14 protein-coding genes are annotated in these 20,304 nt (G+C 71.7%); 6 read left to right on the plus strand and 8 right to left on the minus strand.

Annotated elements, in window-relative coordinates:
- The first annotated feature begins 123 nt into the window (after positions 1-123).
- Positions 124-1,230 carry a LacI family DNA-binding transcriptional regulator gene (locus ABZ642_RS06400; RefSeq protein WP_360478035.1) on the plus strand — a complete coding sequence of 369 codons (1,107 nt, stop codon included), beginning with the start codon at positions 124-126 and terminating at the stop codon, positions 1,228-1,230.
- Between the two features lie 363 nt (positions 1,231-1,593).
- Positions 1,594-2,550, plus strand: a complete 957-nt coding sequence (locus tag ABZ642_RS06405; RefSeq protein WP_360478038.1) for a helix-turn-helix domain-containing protein — start codon at positions 1,594-1,596, stop codon at positions 2,548-2,550.
- Between the two features lie 149 nt (positions 2,551-2,699).
- Here the strand turns inward: ABZ642_RS06405 and ABZ642_RS06410 are convergent, their stop codons facing one another.
- From ABZ642_RS06410 to ABZ642_RS06430, 5 genes are all read right to left on the minus strand, one after another.
- Positions 2,700-4,565, minus strand: a complete 1,866-nt coding sequence (locus ABZ642_RS06410; RefSeq protein ID WP_360478890.1) for an MFS transporter — start codon at positions 4,563-4,565, stop codon at positions 2,700-2,702.
- Positions 4,566-4,677: 112 nt separating this feature from the next.
- On the minus strand, positions 4,678-5,883 hold the full coding sequence (locus tag ABZ642_RS06415; RefSeq protein ID WP_360478040.1) for an FAD-dependent oxidoreductase: 1,206 nt from the start codon (positions 5,881-5,883) through the stop codon (positions 4,678-4,680).
- Complete coding sequence (locus ABZ642_RS06420; RefSeq protein ID WP_360478043.1) at positions 5,880-6,089, minus strand: ferredoxin; 210 nt, start codon at positions 6,087-6,089, stop codon at positions 5,880-5,882. The genes ABZ642_RS06415 and ABZ642_RS06420 overlap by 4 nt, the downstream gene beginning before the upstream one ends.
- 35 nt (positions 6,090-6,124) lie before the next feature.
- Complete coding sequence (locus ABZ642_RS06425; protein ID WP_360478046.1) at positions 6,125-7,366, minus strand: cytochrome P450; 1,242 nt, start codon at positions 7,364-7,366, stop codon at positions 6,125-6,127.
- A gap of 79 nt (positions 7,367-7,445) precedes the next feature.
- A complete protein-coding gene (locus ABZ642_RS06430) occupies positions 7,446-7,934 on the minus strand; it encodes a MarR family transcriptional regulator (protein ID WP_360478049.1) in 489 nt (162 codons plus the stop codon).
- A gap of 142 nt (positions 7,935-8,076) precedes the next feature.
- On the opposite strand from ABZ642_RS06430, the gene ABZ642_RS06435 reads away from it, so the two are divergent.
- Together ABZ642_RS06435 and gap are read left to right on the plus strand one after the other, a co-directional pair.
- The gene (locus tag ABZ642_RS06435) at positions 8,077-8,487 is read left to right on the plus strand and encodes an ATP-binding protein (RefSeq protein WP_360478052.1); all 411 of its coding nucleotides are present in this window, start codon (positions 8,077-8,079) and stop codon (positions 8,485-8,487) included.
- Between the two features lie 218 nt (positions 8,488-8,705).
- Positions 8,706-9,701: a type I glyceraldehyde-3-phosphate dehydrogenase gene (gap, locus tag ABZ642_RS06440; protein ID WP_360478055.1), complete on the plus strand. Its 996-nt coding sequence runs from the start codon at positions 8,706-8,708 to the stop codon at positions 9,699-9,701.
- Positions 9,702-9,755: 54 nt separating this feature from the next.
- Here gap and ABZ642_RS06445 read toward each other — a convergent pair whose 3' ends face one another.
- Both ABZ642_RS06445 and ABZ642_RS06450 read right to left on the minus strand, forming a co-directional pair.
- Positions 9,756-11,360, minus strand: coding sequence for an MFS transporter (locus tag ABZ642_RS06445; protein ID WP_360478058.1), 1,605 nt, complete (start codon positions 11,358-11,360; stop codon positions 9,756-9,758).
- A gap of 498 nt (positions 11,361-11,858) precedes the next feature.
- Entirely contained in the window at positions 11,859-13,376 is a 1,518-nt protein-coding gene (locus ABZ642_RS06450) for a hypothetical protein (RefSeq protein ID WP_360478061.1), read from the minus strand.
- Positions 13,377-13,983: 607 nt separating this feature from the next.
- On the opposite strand from ABZ642_RS06450, the gene ABZ642_RS06455 reads away from it, so the two are divergent.
- Positions 13,984-15,465, plus strand: coding sequence for a multicopper oxidase family protein (locus ABZ642_RS06455; protein WP_360478064.1), 1,482 nt, complete (start codon positions 13,984-13,986; stop codon positions 15,463-15,465).
- Between the two features lie 63 nt (positions 15,466-15,528).
- Here ABZ642_RS06455 and ABZ642_RS06460 read toward each other — a convergent pair whose 3' ends face one another.
- Positions 15,529-17,958: a SpoIIE family protein phosphatase gene (locus tag ABZ642_RS06460; RefSeq protein WP_360478893.1), complete on the minus strand. Its 2,430-nt coding sequence runs from the start codon at positions 17,956-17,958 to the stop codon at positions 15,529-15,531.
- Positions 17,959-18,210: 252 nt separating this feature from the next.
- On the opposite strand from ABZ642_RS06460, the gene ABZ642_RS06465 reads away from it, so the two are divergent.
- Positions 18,211-20,295 (plus strand): SpoIIE family protein phosphatase, encoded by a 2,085-nt coding sequence (locus ABZ642_RS06465; RefSeq protein WP_360478067.1) that lies wholly within the window; start codon positions 18,211-18,213, stop codon positions 20,293-20,295.
- Positions 20,296-20,304: the final 9 nt, after the last annotated feature.

Below are 20,304 nucleotides of genomic sequence, written 5' to 3' on the forward strand. Positions count from 1 at the left end.
TGGTCACACGGCGATGTTCACGTAAACTCGAAAGCGTCGGAATCGTGGCATCCGCTCCTGCGGCCGTCAAGGTTTCCCGCTCCGTAACATCCGGTACGTGAAGGAGACTTGGGGGGTGAGCCGATGGAGCTGAACGAGCCGGGGGCACCGCTCCCGTCGGCCACGGGCGGTGTGCGGCGGGGCGGTTCCGGGGTGCCGGGCGGGCGCCGCAAGCAGCGGGTCTCGATGGCGGACGTCGCCAGGCTCGCCGGTGTCTCCTCGCAGACGGTCTCCCGGGTCTCCAACGGCCATGCCGGGGTGATCAGTTCCACCCGGGAGCAGGTGCTGGCCGCCATGCGGGAGCTCGGCTACCGGCCCAACAGCGCGGCCCGCGCCCTGCGTTACGGCCGGTTCAACACCATCGGTGTGATCCTGTTCAGCCTCTCCTCGACGGGCAGCAGCCGTACCGTGGAGGCGATCGCCACCCACGCCGCGGCCGAGGGGTACGCGATCACCCTCATTCCCATCGACGTGGCCACGCAGGACAACGTGCTCGGGGCCTTCACGCGGATGGGCGAGCTGGCGGTGGACGCCGTGATCGTCATCATGGAGATCCATCTGCTCGACACCAGCACGGTCCAACTGCCCCCCGGCGTCCATGTGGTGGTCGTGGACTCGGACGCCGGGGACCGCTACAGCGTGGTCGACACCGACCAGGCCGACGGCGCCCGGAAGGCCGTACGGCATCTGCTGGACCTGGGCCACCGGACCGTGTGGCATGTGACCGGTCCCGGAACGTCGTACGCGGGCCAGCGCCGCACCCAGGCCTGGCGGGCCGAGCTGGAGGAGGCCGGACGCCCGGTTCCGGCGCCGCTGCACGGGGACTGGTCGGCCGAGTCCGGTTACGCGGCCGGACTCGCGCTGGCCCGGGAGCCCGACTGCACCGCGGTGTTCGCGTCCAACGACCAGATGGCGCTGGGTGTGTTGCGCGCCCTCCACGAACAGGGCCGGTCCGTGCCCGACGACGTGAGTGTCGTGGGGTTCGACGACACCCCCGACGCGGCCTTCTTCATCCCGCCCCTCACCACCGTCCACCAGGACTTCGCCGAGGTCGGCCGCCGTTGCGTCCAGGGTGTCCTGCGCCAGATCCGCACCCGGGACGACTCGTCTCCCGGCACCGATCTCGTCCCGGCCCGTCTGGTGGTCAGGGACAGCACCGCGCCACCGCGCAGTTCACCGGGCCGCGGATGACGAAGTGGGCTCCAGCCGGACCTGCGAGGTGATCACCCCGACGACCGGGCTCTCCGGGACCGGCGCGTGGATCCCGGCCATCTCAGGCAAGACCGGGGAAAGGCGGGACCGGGGAGAAGGGACAACTCCCGGTGCCTCTCGACGAGCACTGCCGGTACGCCCCAGCGGTCCGGCGGCGCACGGGCGGTGAGGTGCCCGGACAGCAGCGCCGCCGCGCTGCCCGATCAGCGTGCGGGCGAGAACCCGGAGGAAGCGGCGGAGGGGCTGCGCAAGGTGATCCGGATGGACGAGGGGCTCTGACTCCGTCGAGTCCGGTGTGCGGGCCGTCCCGGGCGTCGGTCGTGTCCTCGTACCCTGTTCGACGTGCCTCCCACCTGCCTGCATCATGTCGCCGTCCTCGTGCTGGAGGGCGCGAAGCCCCTCGACGTCGGTATCCCGGCGCAGGTGTTCACGACCCGGGCGAGCATGCCGTACGAGGTACGGGTGTGCGGTGCGGCGCCCGGTCTGGTCACCGGCGGCGACGGGCTGTCGTACCACGTCGCCCATGGCCTCGACGCGCTGGAGTGGGCGGAGATCGTGTTCGTGCCCGGCTACCGGTTCCCCGACCGGGAGGACCCGCCGCGGGCGGTCGTCGACGCGCTGCTCGCCGCGCACGAGCGGGGCGCGCGGCTGGCGGCCATCTCGACGGGGGCCTTCGCGCTCGCCGCGACGGGACTGCTCGACGGCCGGCGCGCCACCACGCACTGGCACTACACGCGCGCGCTCGCCGAGAGACATCCGCTGGTCAGGGTCGACGAGAACGTGCTGTTCGTCGACGAGGGCAGCGTGCTGACGTCGGCGGGCGCCGCCTCGGGCATCGACCTGTGCCTGCACATCCTGCGCGGTGACCTCGGGGTGGCCGCGTCGAACCACGCGGCCCGGCGGCTGGTCGCGGCCCCCTACCGCAGCGGCGGCCAGGCGCAGTACGTGCCGCGCAGTGTGCCCGAGCCGCTGGGTGAGCGGTTCGCGGTGACCCGCGAGTGGGCGCTGCACCGGCTCGGCGAGCCGCTCACCCTCGACGCGCTCGCCCGGCATGCGGGGGTGTCGGCACGTACGTTCTCGCGGCGGTTCGTCGAGGACACCGGGTACACGCCGATGCAGTGGGTGATGCGTGCCCGGATCGACCTGGCCCGGGAACTGCTGGAGCGGTCGGAGCGGAGCGTCGAGCAGATCGCCGACGACGTGGGACTCGGCACCGGGGCGAATCTGCGGCTGCACTTCCAGCGGATTCTCGGTACGACGCCGAGCGACTACCGGCGCACTTTCACCAAGGGCGAGTAGCGGCCGCGGGACGGCGCCGGTCGCCCACGTGCTCACGTTCGACCGATCCCAGGTTCCCGGCTTCGCCCACGTGGTGCGCAGCCACCGGCTCGTCACGGGCATCGAGGCCGCCGCCCAGGCATGACCGCCCAGGCATGACGTCGACGCCGTCATCCGGCGCCCTGGTCCTCGTCCTTCGCGCCTCGGTCCCGTTCGGCACTCTCACGGACGCAGCCGTCGCCGTGCTCGGCACGGATCCTTCCGGGGCCGGGGGCGGGAGGTCGCACGGCTCCCGGCCGTTCGTGCGACACCGGGCCGAATCGCTCGGCCACCACTCCCCGCGATGTCCCGGCACGCCGGGCCGCGCGGGCTGCCGCTCGCGTGATCCCGGTGCGGGCACGGATCAGCGAGGCGACCGCGGCGACGAGGGCCATGGCGATGGCCAGGGTGAAGACGACGACCAGGCCGTCGTGGAAGGGCCGCGCGATCAGGTGGGGGAAGAACTCCCGCCCGGTCAGTTGGGCGGCGGCGGCCGCCGGCAGGTGGCCCAGGAGGGCCGGGCCGAGGAGCTGCCGGATGGGGTTGTAGCCGAGGAAGGCGGCGAACAGGACCTCGACCGGTGGCAGCGAGGCGACGTGGTGAGCAGCGGGCGCGGGCACGTGCTGGGCGGTGAGCCCGGAGGTGAGGGTGTGCGGCAGCGAGCCGGCGAGTCCGGCGACCATCAGGGAGAAGAAGACCCCCATGGACAGCACCATGCCGGCGTTCTGGAACGTGGCGCGCATGCCGGAGGCGGCACCGCGGGCGTCCGGCGGGACGCTGGACATGATGACCGAGGTGTTCGGCGCCGCGAACAGACCGTTGCCCAGGCCGTTGAGGAAGATCAGGGCGGCGAAGGGACCGTAGGAGAAGTCGGTGGGCAGCAGCAGGAGCCCGGCGAAGGAGGCGGCCGTCACGACGCAGCCGGCGGCGGCGAACGGCCGGGCTCCGAATCTGTCCGACAGCGCTCCGGACACCGGCCCGGCGGCCAGGAAGCCGATGGTGAGGGGCAGCAGGTAGAGGCCGGCCAGCAGCGGGGTGTCGGCGTAGTCGTGGCCGTGCAGGGGCAGCCAGATGCCCTGCAGCCAGATGATGAGCATGAACTGCAGGCCGCCGCGGGCGATCGCGCCGAGCAGCGTGGCGGCGTTGCCGCCGGCGAAGGAGGCGTCGCGGAACAGCCGCAGCGGGAACATCGGTTCGCCGACCCTGGTCTCCACGGCGCAGAAGACGGCCAGCACGAGCGCGCCCCCGATGAGACCGGCGAGCACCCAGGGGTTGGTCCAGCCCATCGTGCGGCCGCCGTACGGCTGGATGCCGTAGGTGATGGCGGCCAGCAGCACGGTGAGCCCGGCGGCGAAGGTGAGGTTGCCCCACCAGTCGATCCGCCCGGTAGCGCGGGTGCCCGTCTCGTGCAGGGATTTGTACGCCCACACCGTGCCGATCAGCCCGATGGGCACGTTGACCCAGAAGATGGAGTGCCAGTCCCACTCCACGAGCACACCGCCGAGGATCAGTCCGATGAACGAGCCGGAGATACCGGCGACCATGTTCACGCCGAGCGCCATGCCGCGCTGCCGGTCGGGGAAGGCGTCGGTGAGGATGGCGGTCGAGTTGGCCATCAGCATCGAACCGCCGACGGCCTGCACGATCCGCCATCCGATCAGCCACAGCGCCCCGGCCGGGCCCTGCAGCGGGTCGACGGAGAGGATCACCGAGGTGACGGTGAAGATGACGAATCCGAGGTTGTAGACGCGTACCCGGCCCCGCATGTCGCCGAGCCGGCCCAGGGCCACCACCAGCACGGCGGTGACGAGCAGGTAGCCCATCAGCATCCACAGCAGGTAGTTGACGTTGCCCGGCCGCAGCGGGTCGAGGTGGATGCCGGTGAAGATCCCGGGCAGTGAGATCAGCACGATCGAGGTGTTGATGCTCGCGATCAGGACGCCGAGCGTGGTGTTGGTCAACGCCACCCATTTGTAGTGGGGGTGGTCGGCGCCGATCCAGGTACGGCGACCGCGGGCCCGGACGCCGGGGGCGCTGCCTGCGGTGCGGGGGCGCTGCTCGGTGGTCACCGGCACTCCTCCCCCGTCGCTTCCGATGAGGAACCGGCGGTCAGTTCACGATGGCCGGGCTGCGCGATGGTGCGGCCCGGAACGCTGTCCACGGCGTGCGGTCGACGACCAGACGGCGCAGCGTGCGCACCTGGCGCGGGGCGTTCCAGCCGAGTACGCCGACCACCCTCCCGTGGTGCCCGTAGGCGGCGGCGAAGTGGGCGTCCGACGGATCGCCGTGGACGAACCGCAGCTCCGCACCCGGCGGGAAGATGCCGTACGCCTGGATCCTGGTGTCGTACTGGTCGGTCCAGAAGTAGGGAACGGACGCGTACGGCGTGGCGTCGCCGAGCAGGTTGCCGACCGCGGCCAGGGCCTGTTCGGTGGCGTTCATCCGGTGCTCGAGGCGCATGCGGGTGCCGAAGTGCGCGTTGGGCCAGGCGGCGACGTCGCCGGCGGCGTAGACACCGGGTGCGGCCCGGCAGTACGCGTCGCACTCCACTCCGTCTCCCAGGCGCAGGCCCGAACCCGCCAGCCAGCCGGTCGCGGGCGTGGCGCCGAGGGCCAGGACGACGACGTCGGCCGGCAGCGTGGTGCCGTCGCCGAGTTCCACTCCGGTCACCCGGCCGCTCGCGCCGCGCAGCCGGCGTACCGGCACCCCACAGCGCAGCCGCGTGCCGTGAGCACGGTGCAGGTCGGCGACCAGTGCGCCGATACGGTCCCCGAACGGGCGCCGCACCGGGACCGGCTCCGGCTCGGCCACGGTCACCTCCAGGCCCATGGTCCGGGCGGCCGCGGCGACCTCGGTGCCGAGGAACCCGGCCCCGACCACGACCACCCGGGGCCCGGCCCGCAGCGCGGCGCGCAGGGCGATCGCGTCGTCGAGGGTGCGCAGGACGTGGACTCCGGCCAGGTCGCTGTCGGGCATGCGCCGGGGGGCCACACCGGTGGCGATGACCAGCGCGTCGAAGCGGACGCTCGCGCCGTCGGCCAGGCGCACCCGGTGGCGCGGGACGTCGAGGGCGGTGGCGCGCTGTCCGAGCCGCAGGTCGGCCCGCAGCCGCGCGAGGTCCGGCAGCGAGCGCAGGGTGGCCCGTTCGGGCTCCCAGGCGCCGGTCAGGATCTGCTTGGACAGCGGCGGCCGGTCGTACGGCGGACGGGACTCCGCGCCGATCAGCGTCAGGGTGCCGCCCCAGCCTCGGCGACGGATGGCCTCGGCCGCGGTCAGTCCTGCGGCCGAGGCTCCCACGACAACGATGCGCTTCATCGCTCGGCCCCCTGTTCCTCCACCCAGATCGCCTGGGCCGGACAGAGGGCGGCGGCCTGCCGGACGTCGTCCTCGACGCCCTCGGGCGGGGTCGCGGCGAGCAGGACGACGATGCCGTCCTCCTCGCGCTGGTCGAACACCTCGGGCGCGCTGAGCACGCACTGACCGGAGGCCACACACTTGTTCTGGTCGACGATCACCTTCATCGGATTCTCCTTTCCTGTACGGCAGTCGGCCGCGGTCACCAGGTGACGGGCAGTTCGTAGACGCCGTAGACGTTCCCGTCGTGCTTGAACGGGATCCGGTCGAGATCCACCGCGAGCCGCAGCGTGGGGATCCGGCGGTAGAGGGTGCTGTAGACGACCTGCAGCTCCACCCGGGCCAGTGGCTGGCCCAGGCACTGGTGGACGCCGAAGCCGAAGGCCACGTGGTGGCGGGGGTTGCGGTCGATGTCCAGCCGGTCGGGAGCGGGGAAGGCGGCGGAATCGCGGTTGGCGACGTCGTTGGCGAGGACGACGCCTTCGCCGGCTCGGATGGTCACACCGCCGGTCTCGATGTCCTCCAGGGCCACCCGGCGGCGTCCGCTGTGCACGATGCTGAGGTAGCGCAGGAGTTCCTCGACCGCCGAGGCGACCGTCTTCGGGTCGTCGCTCTCGCGCAGCCGGGCCAGCTGGCCGGGGTTCCGCAACAGAGCCAGGGTGCCGAGCGCGATCATGTTGGCGGTGGTCTCGTGCCCGGCGATCAGTAGCAGCATCCCCGTACCGGCCGCTTCGGACCTGGGGAGTTCACCGGTCCTCACCCGCTCGGCCAGCGTGGAGAGCAGGTCGTCGGCCGGGTGGGCCAGCTTGGCGCCGATCAGCCGGTCCAGGTAGTCCATCAGCTCGCGGGTGGCCACCCGTGCCTGTTCCACGGTGGTGGTGCGCCTGATCAGAATCTTGCTGTCGGCCTGGAAGAAGTCGTGGTCGGCATACGGGACGCCGAGCAGCTCGCAGATCACCAGTGACGGCACCGGCAACGCGAACTCCTGGACCAGGTCCGCCGGCTTGGGCCCGGCGAGCATGGTGTCGATCAGACCGTCGACGATCTTCTGGACGGTCGGCCGCAGCGCCTCCACCCGCTTGATGGAGAAGGCCGCGGTCACCATCCGGCGAAGCCGGGCGTGCTCCGGATCGTCCCTGTTGATGAAGGTCCGCACCTGCGTCCGGCGCTCTTTCATGGCCGGACTCTGATGGGGGAAGTGCGGTTGGGTGCTGTCCGAGCTGATCCGGGGATCGGCCAGCAGCGTCCGTATGTCCTCGTAGCGCGTGACCAGCCACGGCGTGCTGCCGTCCCACAGCCGGACCCTGCTGATCGGGGCCCGGTCCTGCAGGGCGCGCAGGGTCGGCGGCGGGTCGAACGGACAGCCGGCCGCCCGGGGCATCGGGTAGTCCGGCACGTCCGTCGGCAGTACGTCGGTACCAGGTGCCGAGTAGTTGGTGCTCATGGGTTCTCCGCCCTCTCCGGAAAGGTGGTTCGGGAGGCAGGTCCTGCCCGCGGGAGGAGACATCGAGGAGCCCGGAGGTTCAGGCGGTCGGCGGTCCGCCGCCGTCCTTGGTGGCGGTCCGCGGATCGGTCCCGAGCATCCGCCGGATGATGGGCATGACCGTGTGTACGGCCACTCCCAGCACCTGCACGTCGTGCTCGGGCAACCCGGCCAGCAGTTCGGCGACCCGGGCGTCCCCCGCCCGGCGGTGCTCGGCCAGGAGTTCACGCCCGGCGTCCGTGATGGCGACGAGGCGGACCCGCCCGTCCTCGGGATCACTGATCCGCGATGCCAGACCCTGGGCTTCCAGCCGCTGCACCAGCACGGTCATCGACGGCTGGGTCACCCGCTCCGCCGCGGCCAGCGTGGTCAGCCGGACCGGGCCTTCCCGGCCGAGCCTGCCGAGCGTGGCAGCGGTGGTCAGGCTCATGCCCTGCCAGGTGGACGTGAGGTGCCGGACCAATCCGGTGGTCAGCTCGTGCAGTGCGGCCGCCACCCGCTGGGCTCCCTCTTCGGATGTCTCATCCATGCCTACATTCATAACACCCTCTATATAAAACGTCTAGACAGATGGGGAAGAAACTAGGATATTTCGGAATCCATATAGACAAACTATATAGCCAGTGCTATAGATAGTGGCGAGCCTTACAAGGCGCCGGACGGAGAAGGTGATGACCGTGACCTGCGCCTGTACCCCAGCCCTCGGCTGGCCCCTGACCCACCACCCGGAAGCCGCCGGCGAGGCCCGTCAGATCACCAAGGAGATGCTCGCCCGCTGGCAGGTCGCCGACGACCCCGCCGACTCGGTGCTGCTGGCCGTCTCCGAACTCGTCACCAACGCCGTGGAGCACGCCCAGCCGCCGCTCAACCTCAGGCTGAGCCATGATCTGTGCACCCACCGGGTGCACATCGAGGTCTCCGACGGAGGCCCGGCGGCCGCGGACGGTGACTGGGCAGCCAGTTGCACCCCCGAAGAGCACGGCCGCGGCCTGGCGATCATCGACTTCCTCGCCACCGCACACGGCGACCGCCGGGAACGGAACCACGCGATCCACTGGGCCGACGTGTACGCCGCCGCCTGAGTTCGACGTACGCGACGCGGTGACCGAGGTGGTGGTCGTGTGAGAGCGCGTCCGCGGCGGGCACGGCAAAAAGCGGCTCCACCGGCCGGCGGCAGTCCCGACGTTTCCCCCACCCCTGCGGCCTAAGTGGCGGGATCCTTTTGAACCATGGCGATCTCGCCGCTGTCGTGCCCGGGCGCGCCCCGCGAACCTGGTGGCGTACCGAAGGGACACCACTTATGACTCGTATCGCCATCAACGGATTCGGCCGCATCGGACGCAATGTGCTGCGCGCCCTGCTGGAGCGGGACGGCGACCTGGAGATCGTTGCCGTCAACGACCTCACGGAGCCCACCGCTCTGGCACGGCTGCTCGCCTTCGACTCCACGGCGGGGCGCCTCGGGCGCCCGGTGACCGTGGACGGGGACGTCCTCGTCGTGGACGGCCGTCGTATCAAGGTGCTCGCCGAACGGGAACCGGCGCAGCTGCCGTGGGCCGCGCTCGGCGTGGACATCGTGCTGGAGTCGACCGGCCGCTTCACGTCGGCCAAGGCGGCCCGCGCCCACCTCGACGCCGGCGCCAGGAAGGTCCTGGTCAGCGCGCCGTCGGACGGTGCCGACGTCACGCTCGCGTACGGCGTGAACACCGGTGCCTACGACCCGGACACGCACACGATCGTCTCCAACGCCTCGTGCACGACCAACGCGCTCGCGCCGCTCGCCGCCGTCCTCGACGAACTCGCCGGTATCGAGCACGGGTTCATGACCACGGTGCACGCCTACACGCAGGAGCAGAACCTGCAGGACGGCCCGCACCGCGACCCCCGTCGCGCCCGTGCCGCCGGTGTCAACATCGTGCCGACCACGACCGGCGCCGCCAAGGCGATCGGCCTGGTGCTGCCGAACCTCGACGGCAGGCTGTCCGGCGACTCGATCCGGGTGCCGGTCCCGGTGGGCTCGATCGTCGAGCTCAACACGACGGTCGCCCGTGACGTGACGCGCGACGAGGTGCTGGCGGCGTACCGCACCGCCGCGGAGGGGCCGCTCGCGGGCGTCCTCGAATACTCGGACGACCCGCTGGTCTCCTCGGACATCACGGGCAACCCGGCGTCGGCGATCTTCGACTCGGCCCTCACCCGCGTCGACGGCCGCCACATCAAGGTGGTCGCCTGGTACGACAACGAGTGGGGCTTCTCGAACCGGGTGATCGACACCCTCGAACTGCTCGCACGCTAGCGGGCCCGGCGAGCGGCCGGCCGTCGTCGGACGGCCGGCCGCTCGCGGTGCGCGTCAGCTCGCGGCCCCGGCGGGGTGTGCCGTCGCTTCCGCCGTGGCCTGCGGGGCCCGTGCCGGGCGGATGCCGATCAGGGCCACGGCGATGACCGCGGCCACCAGCATGCCGATCCCGCCGACGAGGGCGCAGGTGTGCAGGGCGTCGGTGAAGCTCGCGCCGTAGGCGGCCTGGGCCTGTCCGGTGCTCTCGGGGGTCTTCAGGTGCAGGAAGGCTCCCGCCTGGATACCCACGCCGGACACCAGTCCGCCGACCTGCCCCTGGTCGGCGGGGCTCAGCCCGGACGAGGCGAGGTGTCCGGGCAGGGTGGCCAGGGTGCGATGGGTGAGGATGACGCCGAAGACGGCCGGGCCGAGGGCGCTGCCGATCTGACGGAGCGCGCTGTTGGCCGCGGCGGCGGTGCCACCGAGCCGGTGCGGCAGGGCGTCCATGGCGATGGTGGTGATCGGCGCCATGGCCAGCGCGATGCCGATGCCGAGCACGCCGATGACCAGGGCGGCCTCGCCGGTGCCGGTGTCGGCCTGGAAGACGTTCATGATGAGGGCGCCGATTCCGCCGATCACCAGGCCGGTGACCAGCAGCAGGCCGGGCGTGGCCCGGTTCATCAGCCGCCCGACCAGCGGGCCGAGCACCACCGTGAAGCCGTTGATGGCGATGAGGCGGATGCCGATGTCCAGCGTCGAGGCGTGGTGCACGAGCCCGAAGTACTCGCTCAGCGCGAAGACAAGGCCGACCTGGGCGAACAGGGTGACGGCCATGACGAGCGCCGCTCCCGAGAACGCCGCCGACCTGAACAGGCGCATGTCCAGCATCGGGCAGGAGGACCGGAGTTCCACGAGGACGAAGCCGACCGCGCCGACCGCGGCGGCCACGAAGGCGATCACCGCCCGGGCCGACGACCAGCCGTCGCTGCCGCCCTCGATGACGCCGTAGACGAGTCCGGTGATGGCGACGACGGCCAGTAGCTGCCCGGGGATGTCCAGGTGGCGTTCGCGCTCGGCGCGGGAGTCGGTCAGTACGACGGCGCCGATCACGGCCGTGACCACGGCGAGGACGAGCGAGGGCAGGAAGATCCACCGCCAGCTAGCGTGCTCCACGATGACGCCGTTGACCACCGGGCCGAGGGTGAGTCCGAGGCCGAGTGCGGCCGTCCACAGGGCTATCGCCCGGGCGCGCCTGCGGGGGTCCGGGATGACATGGCCGATCAGGGCGAGCGTGGACGGCAGCAGCGCGGCCGTGCCGACGCCGGTGAGCGCCTGGCCCACACAGACCTGGACGACGCTGCCGGCGGTCAGGCACACCAGGCAGCCGAGGCAGAACAGCACCAGCCCGGCCAGATACGTCTTCTTACGGCCGTACAGGTCACCCACCATGCCGCAGGTCAGCAGCAGTGCCGCGGTCGGCAGGATGAAGGCGTCGGTGATCCACTGGAGCCCCACCGTGGAGGCGTCGAGTGCCTGTTGCATGACCGGAAGCGCGACGGAGACACCGACGACCGGCAGGTAGGAGACGAACACGCCCAGGCAGGCCAGCACGACGGTGACCGTGATGTGCCGGGGGCCCGTGTCGGGCGGCGCGGACGGGGACGCGGCAGGAGAGGGCATGGCCACAGGGCACCTCGAAGCAGTGGAGTGACAGGGCGACGTGCTGGGGCGGTGATCGGCGACCTGTCGACTCCCGATCGACTGGCGCACCGCGGCTCTACCGCCGGTCCGACAGCGCGGACCCGGTCATGTCGATCCCGTCGGCCGGCCGCGCGGCGCCTGCGCGGTGGGTTCGGCCGGAATCTTCATTGACGTGGGCCAGTTATGTCGGGGCGAGCGCTACGGACCGTATACCGAGGCGTGGCCTGCGGAGATGCCCTTGGACCTGCAACCTAAGGTGAACGCCGCTGACGCCTGCCCCACCGCGCCCCGGAGAAGGCCGCCGGACCGCGGGCACCCGGCCGGCGGCCACGCGCCCGTCCGGCGCGTTCTGTCGTCGCCTGGCGGGCGGGCCACAGGTGCGGCGCCCAGCGGGCGGACAGCCGCGGCGACCGGCTCGGGCAGCTCACCGCGATCGCCGGGCAGCAGTACCGGCACCACCTCTGCCGAGCAGCCCGCCTAGTAGGTCGACCCCAGTGCCTGTGTCGTGTACGCGCACTCCGTGTAGATGTAGCCGTAGCGCAGTTTGGCGGTGTCGGAGCCCGGGGTGGCCGTGCTGTCGTTCTTCGGTTTGTGCACGAAGTACGTGGTGCCGGGCGGGAGGCTGATCGTGTGCTGCGGGTAGTTCTTGCCGCTGTCGCCGCACGGCTCCCAGCCGGGGAGCAGCGAGCTGGCGAACGAGTACGCCTCGCAGCTGCCGCACGGCCCGAGGGTGAAGCTGCCGGTGACCGGACCGGTGTAGAGAACGGTGATCTCGTCGGGGCTGTCGTTCCTGACGGTCACCGAGATGCCGCCGCCGGATGCCGTGGTGGGCAGCTTCTTGCCGGCGGCCGGGAGGGTCTGGGCGACCTCGGCGCCGATGGCGATCTTGCGGGCGCGGTCGCGGTTCCTGTCGTGCGGGCTGTCGGTGACGAACTGCCGCATGGTCTGCTGCGCCTGCGCGAAGTCGCCGTCCCGGTACTGCTTGACGCCGCACGCGTACTCCCCCGAGTCACCGCTGTGCTCGGCCCGGTCAGCGACCTTGACCAGGCCGTCGGTCTCGGCGCCGGTCCCGTTCGACAGCTGGCCGATCTGGGTGTTCAGCGTGCGCAGCTGCTTGACGGCGCCACAGGGATCCTTCCCTGCGACGGCCTTCGCCGCCTTCTTCTCGGCCGTGTCCACGGCGGGGACGACCTTGGCGGCCTGGTCGGAGCCGGGGAAGGTGCTCAGGAGTTCGCCGAACCGGGGGACCCAGTCGCCCCCGCCGTCGGCCAGGCCGCCCGCTCCGCACTCGTACAGCGAGGTGGCCAGCCGGTCGTCGGGCCAGTGCGTGAGCGTGCCGAGCTGGTCCCTGGGTATGGAGTCGGGCACCGTCCGCAGGTATTTCAGCGGTTCGACCGCCGCGCAGTAGTCCTGGTGGCCGTAGGCCGCCGCGACCGTCGTGTAGTACGTCTTCATGCGGTCGGGGACCTGGGCGGCGGCCCGGGAGCCGGAGTGGTGGACCGCGAGGTCGCGGTAGACGGCCAGGGCGTCCTGGTACTCGGACTTGGCGGTGGCGAAGTCCTTCTGCCGGGCCGCGTCGACGCGTTCGTCGGCGCCGTCGAGACGGTCGAGAAGCGCGCGTTCGACGGCTTCCCGCTGGGCGCTGTCGTACCAGAGCGCGCCGCCCACCGGGACGGCGAGGAGGACCACGCCCAACGCGAGCGCGAGGGGCCGCTGTCCCGGCCACACCAGCCGGGTGCGCAGGCCGACGAACGCACCGTGAAGGGCCGCGAGCAGCAGGAACACGGCATAGACGACGAGCGCGGATCCGGGCACGCCGTCGGCGTCCGCGGGAAGCGCGACGAGCAGCAGGACGACGGTCGCCGCCAGGCACACGGCCAGCGGGAGCCATCTTCGGACGAGCAGATAGCCGAGGCCGAGCCCGGTCAGATTGAGCAGGGCCACGGCGGCGGCACGCAGGGCGTCCGGCGGAGCGGGCGGCGGACTCGACGGCATCGGCGGGACGAGCGAACCCGGGGCCGGGAAGCCCGGCCGCGAGAACCCCTGACCCGAGAACCCCTGCCCCGGACCTCCCTGGTCCGAGAACCCCTGCCCCAGGGAGCCCTGGCCGGCGAAACCCTGGTCCGGGAACCCGTGGCCGGACGGTCCCTGTGGGGGATGTCCTTGATCCGGCGGCCCTTGAAACGGAGGCTCCTGGTTCGGAGGCCCTTGGCTCGGCGGCCCTTGAAACGGAGGTCCCTGGTTCGGAGGCTCCTGATTCGGCGGTCCCTGATGCGGACCGTACGCGTCCCCGGACATGGCGGCTCCCCCAATTGCTGCCGAATCCTTCGGAATTGACAGCGTACGGCCAAACGTGCGAATTCGACAGAGCCTCGGACATCCGTCCCACTCCCCGCCCGGCCGGCCGGCCGCTCCCACGCCGCCATCCGCGTGAAAGCCCTGCCGCCGCGCGTGGTTGCCGCAGCTTCGTGAGCGTGGCACCTCGAGCGACGGGGTGCCTCCCTCTTACATTCCGGCTGACGGACCGTCGGCCGGACCGTCGTGACGTCGAAACCTCGGGCGTGGCAGCGCCGCCCGGTCGCCCGGCTTACCTGGGAGAGATGTGACCCGGTCCCGCATCCGTTCCACGCTGGCCTGGCCGGTCGCCGGCCTGCTCCTCACCACCGGCTGGTTGGCCGGCTGCGGGGACCGGACCACGACGGGAGACGCCCACTCCACCCGGCGACCCGCGCCGGACGCCGGGTACCGCCCCGCGGCCGGTCCGCGGTTGCAGGACCCGCCGGAGCTGGTGAGCCGCAACGGCCTTCTCAAGGCCGCCATCGTCGTGGAGCGCCGCAAGGTGCGGGTGGGTGACCGCAGGCTGTACGCCACCACCTACAACGGCGCGTACATGCCGCCCACCCTGCGGGTACGCCCCGGCGACCGCATCGACCTCACCATGACCAACCGCATCGACCAGGACACCGACCTGCACACGCACGGCCTCCACGTCTCGCCGCGCGCTCCCTCCGACGACGTCTTCATCGCCATCAAGTACAACCACTCGTACCACTACAGGTACCAGCTGCCGTTCAACCATCCGACCGGCACCTTCTGGTATCACTCGCACGCGGACATGATGTCCGCGCCGCAGGTCGCCGGCGGCGAGTCGGGGGTCATCGTCGTCGAAGGCCTCCAGCAGCACCTGCCCCCGGCCCTGCGCGGCATCACCGAGCACACGATCGCGCTCAAGGACTTCCAGGTCGAGGGCGATTCGATCAAGACGCACCCCCTCAAGATCGGGGCGCCCACGAACCGGACCGTCAACGGCCGGCAGAACCCGGTGATCGACATCCGGCCAGGCGAGACCCAGCTCTGGCGGCTCGCCAACATCGGGGCCAACATCTACTACAAGCTCCACCTCCCCGGCTTCCGCTTCCGGGTGATCGCCCAGGACGGCATCCCCGTCCGCAAGGCGTACGACCAGGACACCCTGGTGATCGCGGCCGGGGCCCGCTTCGACGTCCTCGTCCAGGGCGGCCCGCCCGGCACCGCACGGCTGGAGACCCTCGCGTACGACACCGGCCCGGCCGGGAACAAGTTCCCCCGGACCGACCTCGCCACGGTCGTCACCGGCGGTACGCCCGTGCGCCGCGCCGCCCTCCCGACCGGTATCGCCCCGCACGAGGACCTGAGCAACGCGACGATCGCGGCCCGCAAGACCGTCGTCTTCACGGAGAACAAGGCGGGCACGAAGTTCTACATCAACGGCCGGCTGTACGACCCGCACCGGATCGACTTCACCAGCGCCCTCGAGAGCGTCGAGGAGTGGACCATCCGCAACGACTCCGACGAGACCCACTCCTTCCACCTCCACACCAACGACTTCCAGCTGATGAGCATCGACGGGAAGCCCCACGACCCGTCCCACGGCTGGTACGACACCATCGACGTGCCCGTGCGCGGCAAGGCGGTCATCCGCGTCCACTTCACCGACTTCACCGGGAAGACCGTGCTGCACTGCCACATCCTCAACCACGAGGACATGGGCATGATGGCCGTCCTGGACATCGTCGCGCCCCGCGGGGACTCGCCCGGCAAGTGATCACCACGGGCCGGCCGGGCGCCGCACCGTGCCCTGGCCCAACCCGGCGGCAGACAGGGCAGCCTAGTCCGGCGGGATCTCCTGCTCAGCCCAGATGATCTTGCCATCCCCGGTGTAGCGGGCTCCCCAGCGGTGGGAGAGCTGGGCCACCAGGAAGAGGCCGCGGCCGCCCTCGTCCATGCTGCGGGCGTGCCGCAGGCGGGGGGCGGTGCTGCTGGCGTCGGCGACCTCGCAGGTCAGCCGGGAGTCCCGCAACAGCTTCAGCCGGATGGGCGGTTCGGCGTAGCGGATGGCGTTGGTGACCAGTTCGCTGACGATGAGTTCGGTGGTCACCGCCAGCTCGTCGTAGCCCCACGCCACCACCTGGCGGGCCGCCCGGGCCCGCACGTCGGCGACGGCGGCCGGGTCCACGGGCACCTCCCAGGAGGCGACATGGTCGGCGCCCAGGGCGTGGGTGCGGGCCAGGAGCAGGGCGATGTCGTCGGGCTGGGGCACGGGGACCAGCTGCTGCACGGCGGCCGTGCACAGCGTGGCGAGGTCGGCGGCGGGGTCGGCCAGCGCGGCGCGGAGGCGGCCCATGCCGCGTTCGACGTCATGGTCGGCGCCTGCGATGAGGCCGTCGGTGTAGAGCCCGAAGAGGCTGTTCTCGGCGAGTTCGATCTCGGTGGCCTCGAAGGCCATGCCGCCGAGGCCGAGCGGCGGTCCGGCGGGCATCTCGGCGAACCAGGCCCGCCCGTCGGGTGCCACGACGACCGGCGGCGGGTGTCCGGCCCGGGCCATGGAGCACCGCCGGGTCACCGGGTCGTAGACCGCGTACAGACAGGTCGCTCCGACGAACGTGGCCGTGCTGCCCTGGGAGACCGTGCTCCCGCTCTCCTCCTCCCCCAGCCGCAGCACCAGATCGTCGAGGTGGGCGAGGAGTTCGTCGGGGGGCAACTCCATGTCGGCGAGCGTCTGGACGGCGGTGCGCAGCCGGCCCATGCTGGCCGCCGCGCTGAGGCCGTGGCCGACCACGTCGCCGACGACCAGGCCGACCCGGGCGCCGGACAGGGGGATGACGTCGAACCAGTCACCGCCGACGCCGTCCGTCGCGTCCGCCGGCAGATAGGTGGACGCCACGTCCAGCGCGGTACCGCCCGTCAGGACCTGCGGCAGCAGACTGCGCTGCAGGGTGACGGCCGCCGTGTGCTCCCTGGTGTAGCGGCGGGCGTTGTCGACGCAGACGGCGGCCCGCGCGACCAGTTCCTGGGCGAGCAGGACGTCGTCTGGCTGGAAGGAGACCGGGTTGAGCGAGCGGGCGAACGTGGTGAGGCCCAGGGCGGTGTTGCGGGCCCGCATCGGGACCGAGATGAGGGAGTGCAGTCCGAACTCCTTCATACGCGCGGTCCGCTCCGGCTGCTCGGCGAGCCACAGGGGGTCCTCCGGGTCGAGCTCGGGGATGAGGATCGGCTCGCCGTTGATGAGCAGGTCGATGCCGTGCGTCGGGGGCAGGAAGTCCACCGGGTCGCCGATGTGCGCCACGGCCTCGGGGCTGCCGTCACGGACGGACTTCAGTGCGGCACGCCGCATCACCGGCCCGCTGGGCGCCGGGCCTGCGTCGCTCAGCCAGATGCCGTGGTCCTCGGTGCTGAGGACGGGTTCCAGGAGATCGACGATGACGAAGTCGGCGAAGCGGGGGACGGCGAAGTCGGCGAGTTCCTGGGCGGTGCGCAGCACGTCGAGGGTGGTGCCGATCCTGGTGCCGGCCTCGTTGACCATCGACAGCCGCTGGCGGGCGTTCCAGCGCTCGGTGACGTCGGAGACCATGTAGCAGACGCCGGTCACCGAGTCGTCGGCGTCGACGAGCGGGAAGAACGAGGTGGAGTAGGCGCGTTGGCGGTGCGGATCGGCCCAGCTCCAACCGAGGTACTCGTAGTCCTTGACCGGCTCCCGGGTGGTGAGCACCTTGCGCATCAGGCCTTCGATGGTGGTCGCCTGCAGGCCGGGCAGCAGTTCGCTCAGCCGGCGGCCCAGGCGCTGCTCCCGGGGCACTCCGCCGAAGCGCTCCAGGGTGTCGTTCAGCCACACGTAGCGCAGCTCCGGGTTCATCAGAGCCAGGCCGATCGGCGAGCGCGTCAGGAACCCGTCGAGGACGGACTGGCCCACCGTCCACTGCGGCCGCCGCTCACGGGCGGACAGGAGAAAGCACTCGTTGCCGTCGATGTGGAAGGCGGCGGAGACCCGCAGGTCCACGTCGAGGGTGTGGCCGTCGCGGTGCCGCACCGGGATGAGCCCGCTCCACCCCATGCCGGAACGGCAGCGCTCGGCGACGCCCGCGGCCCGGGCCGGGTCGGCGCGCACGGCGAGCAGCTCGGCCGCGGAACGTCCGACCACTTCGGCGGCCGGGCGGCCGAGCAGGGCCTCGGCGCCCCGGGTCCAGCCGATCACGACGCCCTCGGCCGACAGCACCGCCGCCGCGTCGCTGGAGGCGTCGACGAGGTCGCGCGGACCCATGGTGGGCGGCACGTCGAATTCTTCTCGCGGAAAATCCATTGGCTACATCCTCTACGTACCCCAATGTTCCTGCTTGTCCACCCGATGCGCATCGCCCCCGGGGGCAACGCGGGCGGGGGTCGGCGGGCGCGGGCGGGAGCCCCGCGCGGATCGGGGTACTCGGCCCGGGTCGGCACGGTCGGGCGGCCGGGGGCAGCATGGAAGTGCCGTCGCGGCGGTGTCGGCCCGCCGGCCGGTGGAGGTGGTTGCGGCATGGCTGTGGGATTCCTGCGGTCCGGTGGCTCGGACGGCCCCGACAGTGACGGGTACGGCCCCGGCGGAGCGCGCCCGACCGGTCTGCTGGACGTGCTGAGCGTGGCCGCGGTGGCGCTGGACTCGCAGGGCCGGATCGTGTTCTGGACCCCGCAGGCCGAGGAACTCTTCGGCTACACGGCCGAGGAGGCCCTGTGCAAGAACGCGGCGCGACTGCTCATTCACCCGGAGCATCTGAAGGCCGCGGTGAACATGTTCATGGAGGTGCTGGAGACCGGCCGCAGCTGGGCCGGCGCCTTTCCGGTCCGGCGCAAGGACGGCGGCAGCCGGCTGATGGAGTTCCGCACCATGCGGCTGCTGGACGATCTCGGCGACGTGTACGCGCTCGGCATCGTGGCCGACCACTCCATGCTCCAGCGGGTGGAGACCGACCTGGCGCTGTGCGAGCGGCTGATCAACCAGTCACCGATCGGCCTGGCCCTCCTCGACCCGGACCTGCGCTATCTGCTGGTGAACCCGGCGCTGGAGCGGATCGACGGCGTCCCCGCCGAGGAGCACATCGGCCGCCATCTGCGGGAGACTCTCGCGCTGCCCGACATCGACAGCGTCGAATCGGCGTTGCGCCAGGTGCTCGCCACCGGCACCCCGCTCCTCGACCAGTACCACGTGGGCCGTCCGCCGACCGATCCCGAGCACGAGCACGCCTGGTCGCTCTCGTTCTACCGGCTGGAGGATCCCGGCGGCCGCGTCCTGGGCGCGGCGACCTCGGTGGTCGACGTCACCGAGCGGCACCGCGCGGCCGCCGAGGCCGACCGGGCCCGGCGCCGGCTCGCCCTGATCGCGGACGCCTCGGCCCGGGTGGGCACCTCGCTGGAGGTGGAGCGCACGGCGCACGAGCTGGCCGAGATCGCCACCCCGGTCCTCGCGGACGTGGTCGCGGTGGACGTGCTGGACTCGGCGCTGGCCCTGCGCCGCTCCCGCAGACCGGAGAACGGCCCGGAGCTGTTTCGTGCCCTCGCCCTGGAGGCCGCCCATCCGACGGTCGCGCTGCGGGCCGCCGACCCGCCCGGTGACCTCGCGGCCTACGACGGAGACCGGCTGGTCACGCTGTGTGTGCACACCGCGCGGCCGGTCCTGGTCCCGCATGTCGGCGTACACGATCTGCCGCGCATCGCCCGCAACTCCGAGGCGGGCGAACTGCTGGCACAGGCCGGTGTGCACTCGTATCTCGCCGTGCCGCTGATCGCCCACGGGGAGGTGCTGGGCGCCCTCGACCTCAAGCGCACCCGCAATCCGCTGCCCTTCGACGAGGACGACGTGGTGCTCGCCACCGAGCTGGCCGGGCGGGCCGCCGTGGCCATCGACAACGCCCGCTGGTTCCAGAGCGTCCGCAACACCGCCCTCACCCTCCAGCGCAGCCTGCTCCCCGACCACCCGCCGCACCACACGGGCCTCGAACTGGCCTCCCGCTACCAGCCCGCCCAGGCGACCAGCGAGGTCGGCGGCGACTGGTACGACGTGATCCCGCTTTCGGAGGACCGGACCGCGCTGGTCGTCGGCGATGTGATGGGCAACGGCATCGACGCGGCCGCCACCATGGGCCGGCTGCGTACCGCCACCTGTGCCTATGCCGACCTGGAGCTTCCGCCGGCCGCGGTGCTCCAGCACCTGGACAAGATCACCTGCGACCTGGAGCACTACATCGTCACCTGTCTCTACGCGGTGTACGACCCGCGCACCCGGCGCTTCGAGATCGCCAACGCCGGCCATATGCCGCCCGCGCTGGTGCACTCCGGAGCGGCGCCGACCCTGCTGGAACTGCCGTCGGGCGCCCCGCTCGGCGTCGGCGGCGTCCCCTTCGAGACCAGCACCGTCGACCTCGCCGCCGGTGACCTCCTGGTCCTTTACACCGACGGCCTCGTCGAGACCCGCCGCCATCCCATCGACGACCGTCTCGGCGTCCTGCTCGGCTTCCTGGACGAGCCGGACCGGCCGCTGGAGGAGACCTGCGACCTGCTGCTGCACGGCCTGCGCCACCCGGACGACCACGACGACGTGGCGCTGCTGGTCGCGCGGACCCTCTGAACCGGCTCT

This window comes from Streptomyces sp. NPDC007157 (assembly GCF_040634235.1).
Lineage (GTDB): Bacteria > Actinomycetota > Actinomycetes > Streptomycetales > Streptomycetaceae > Streptomyces.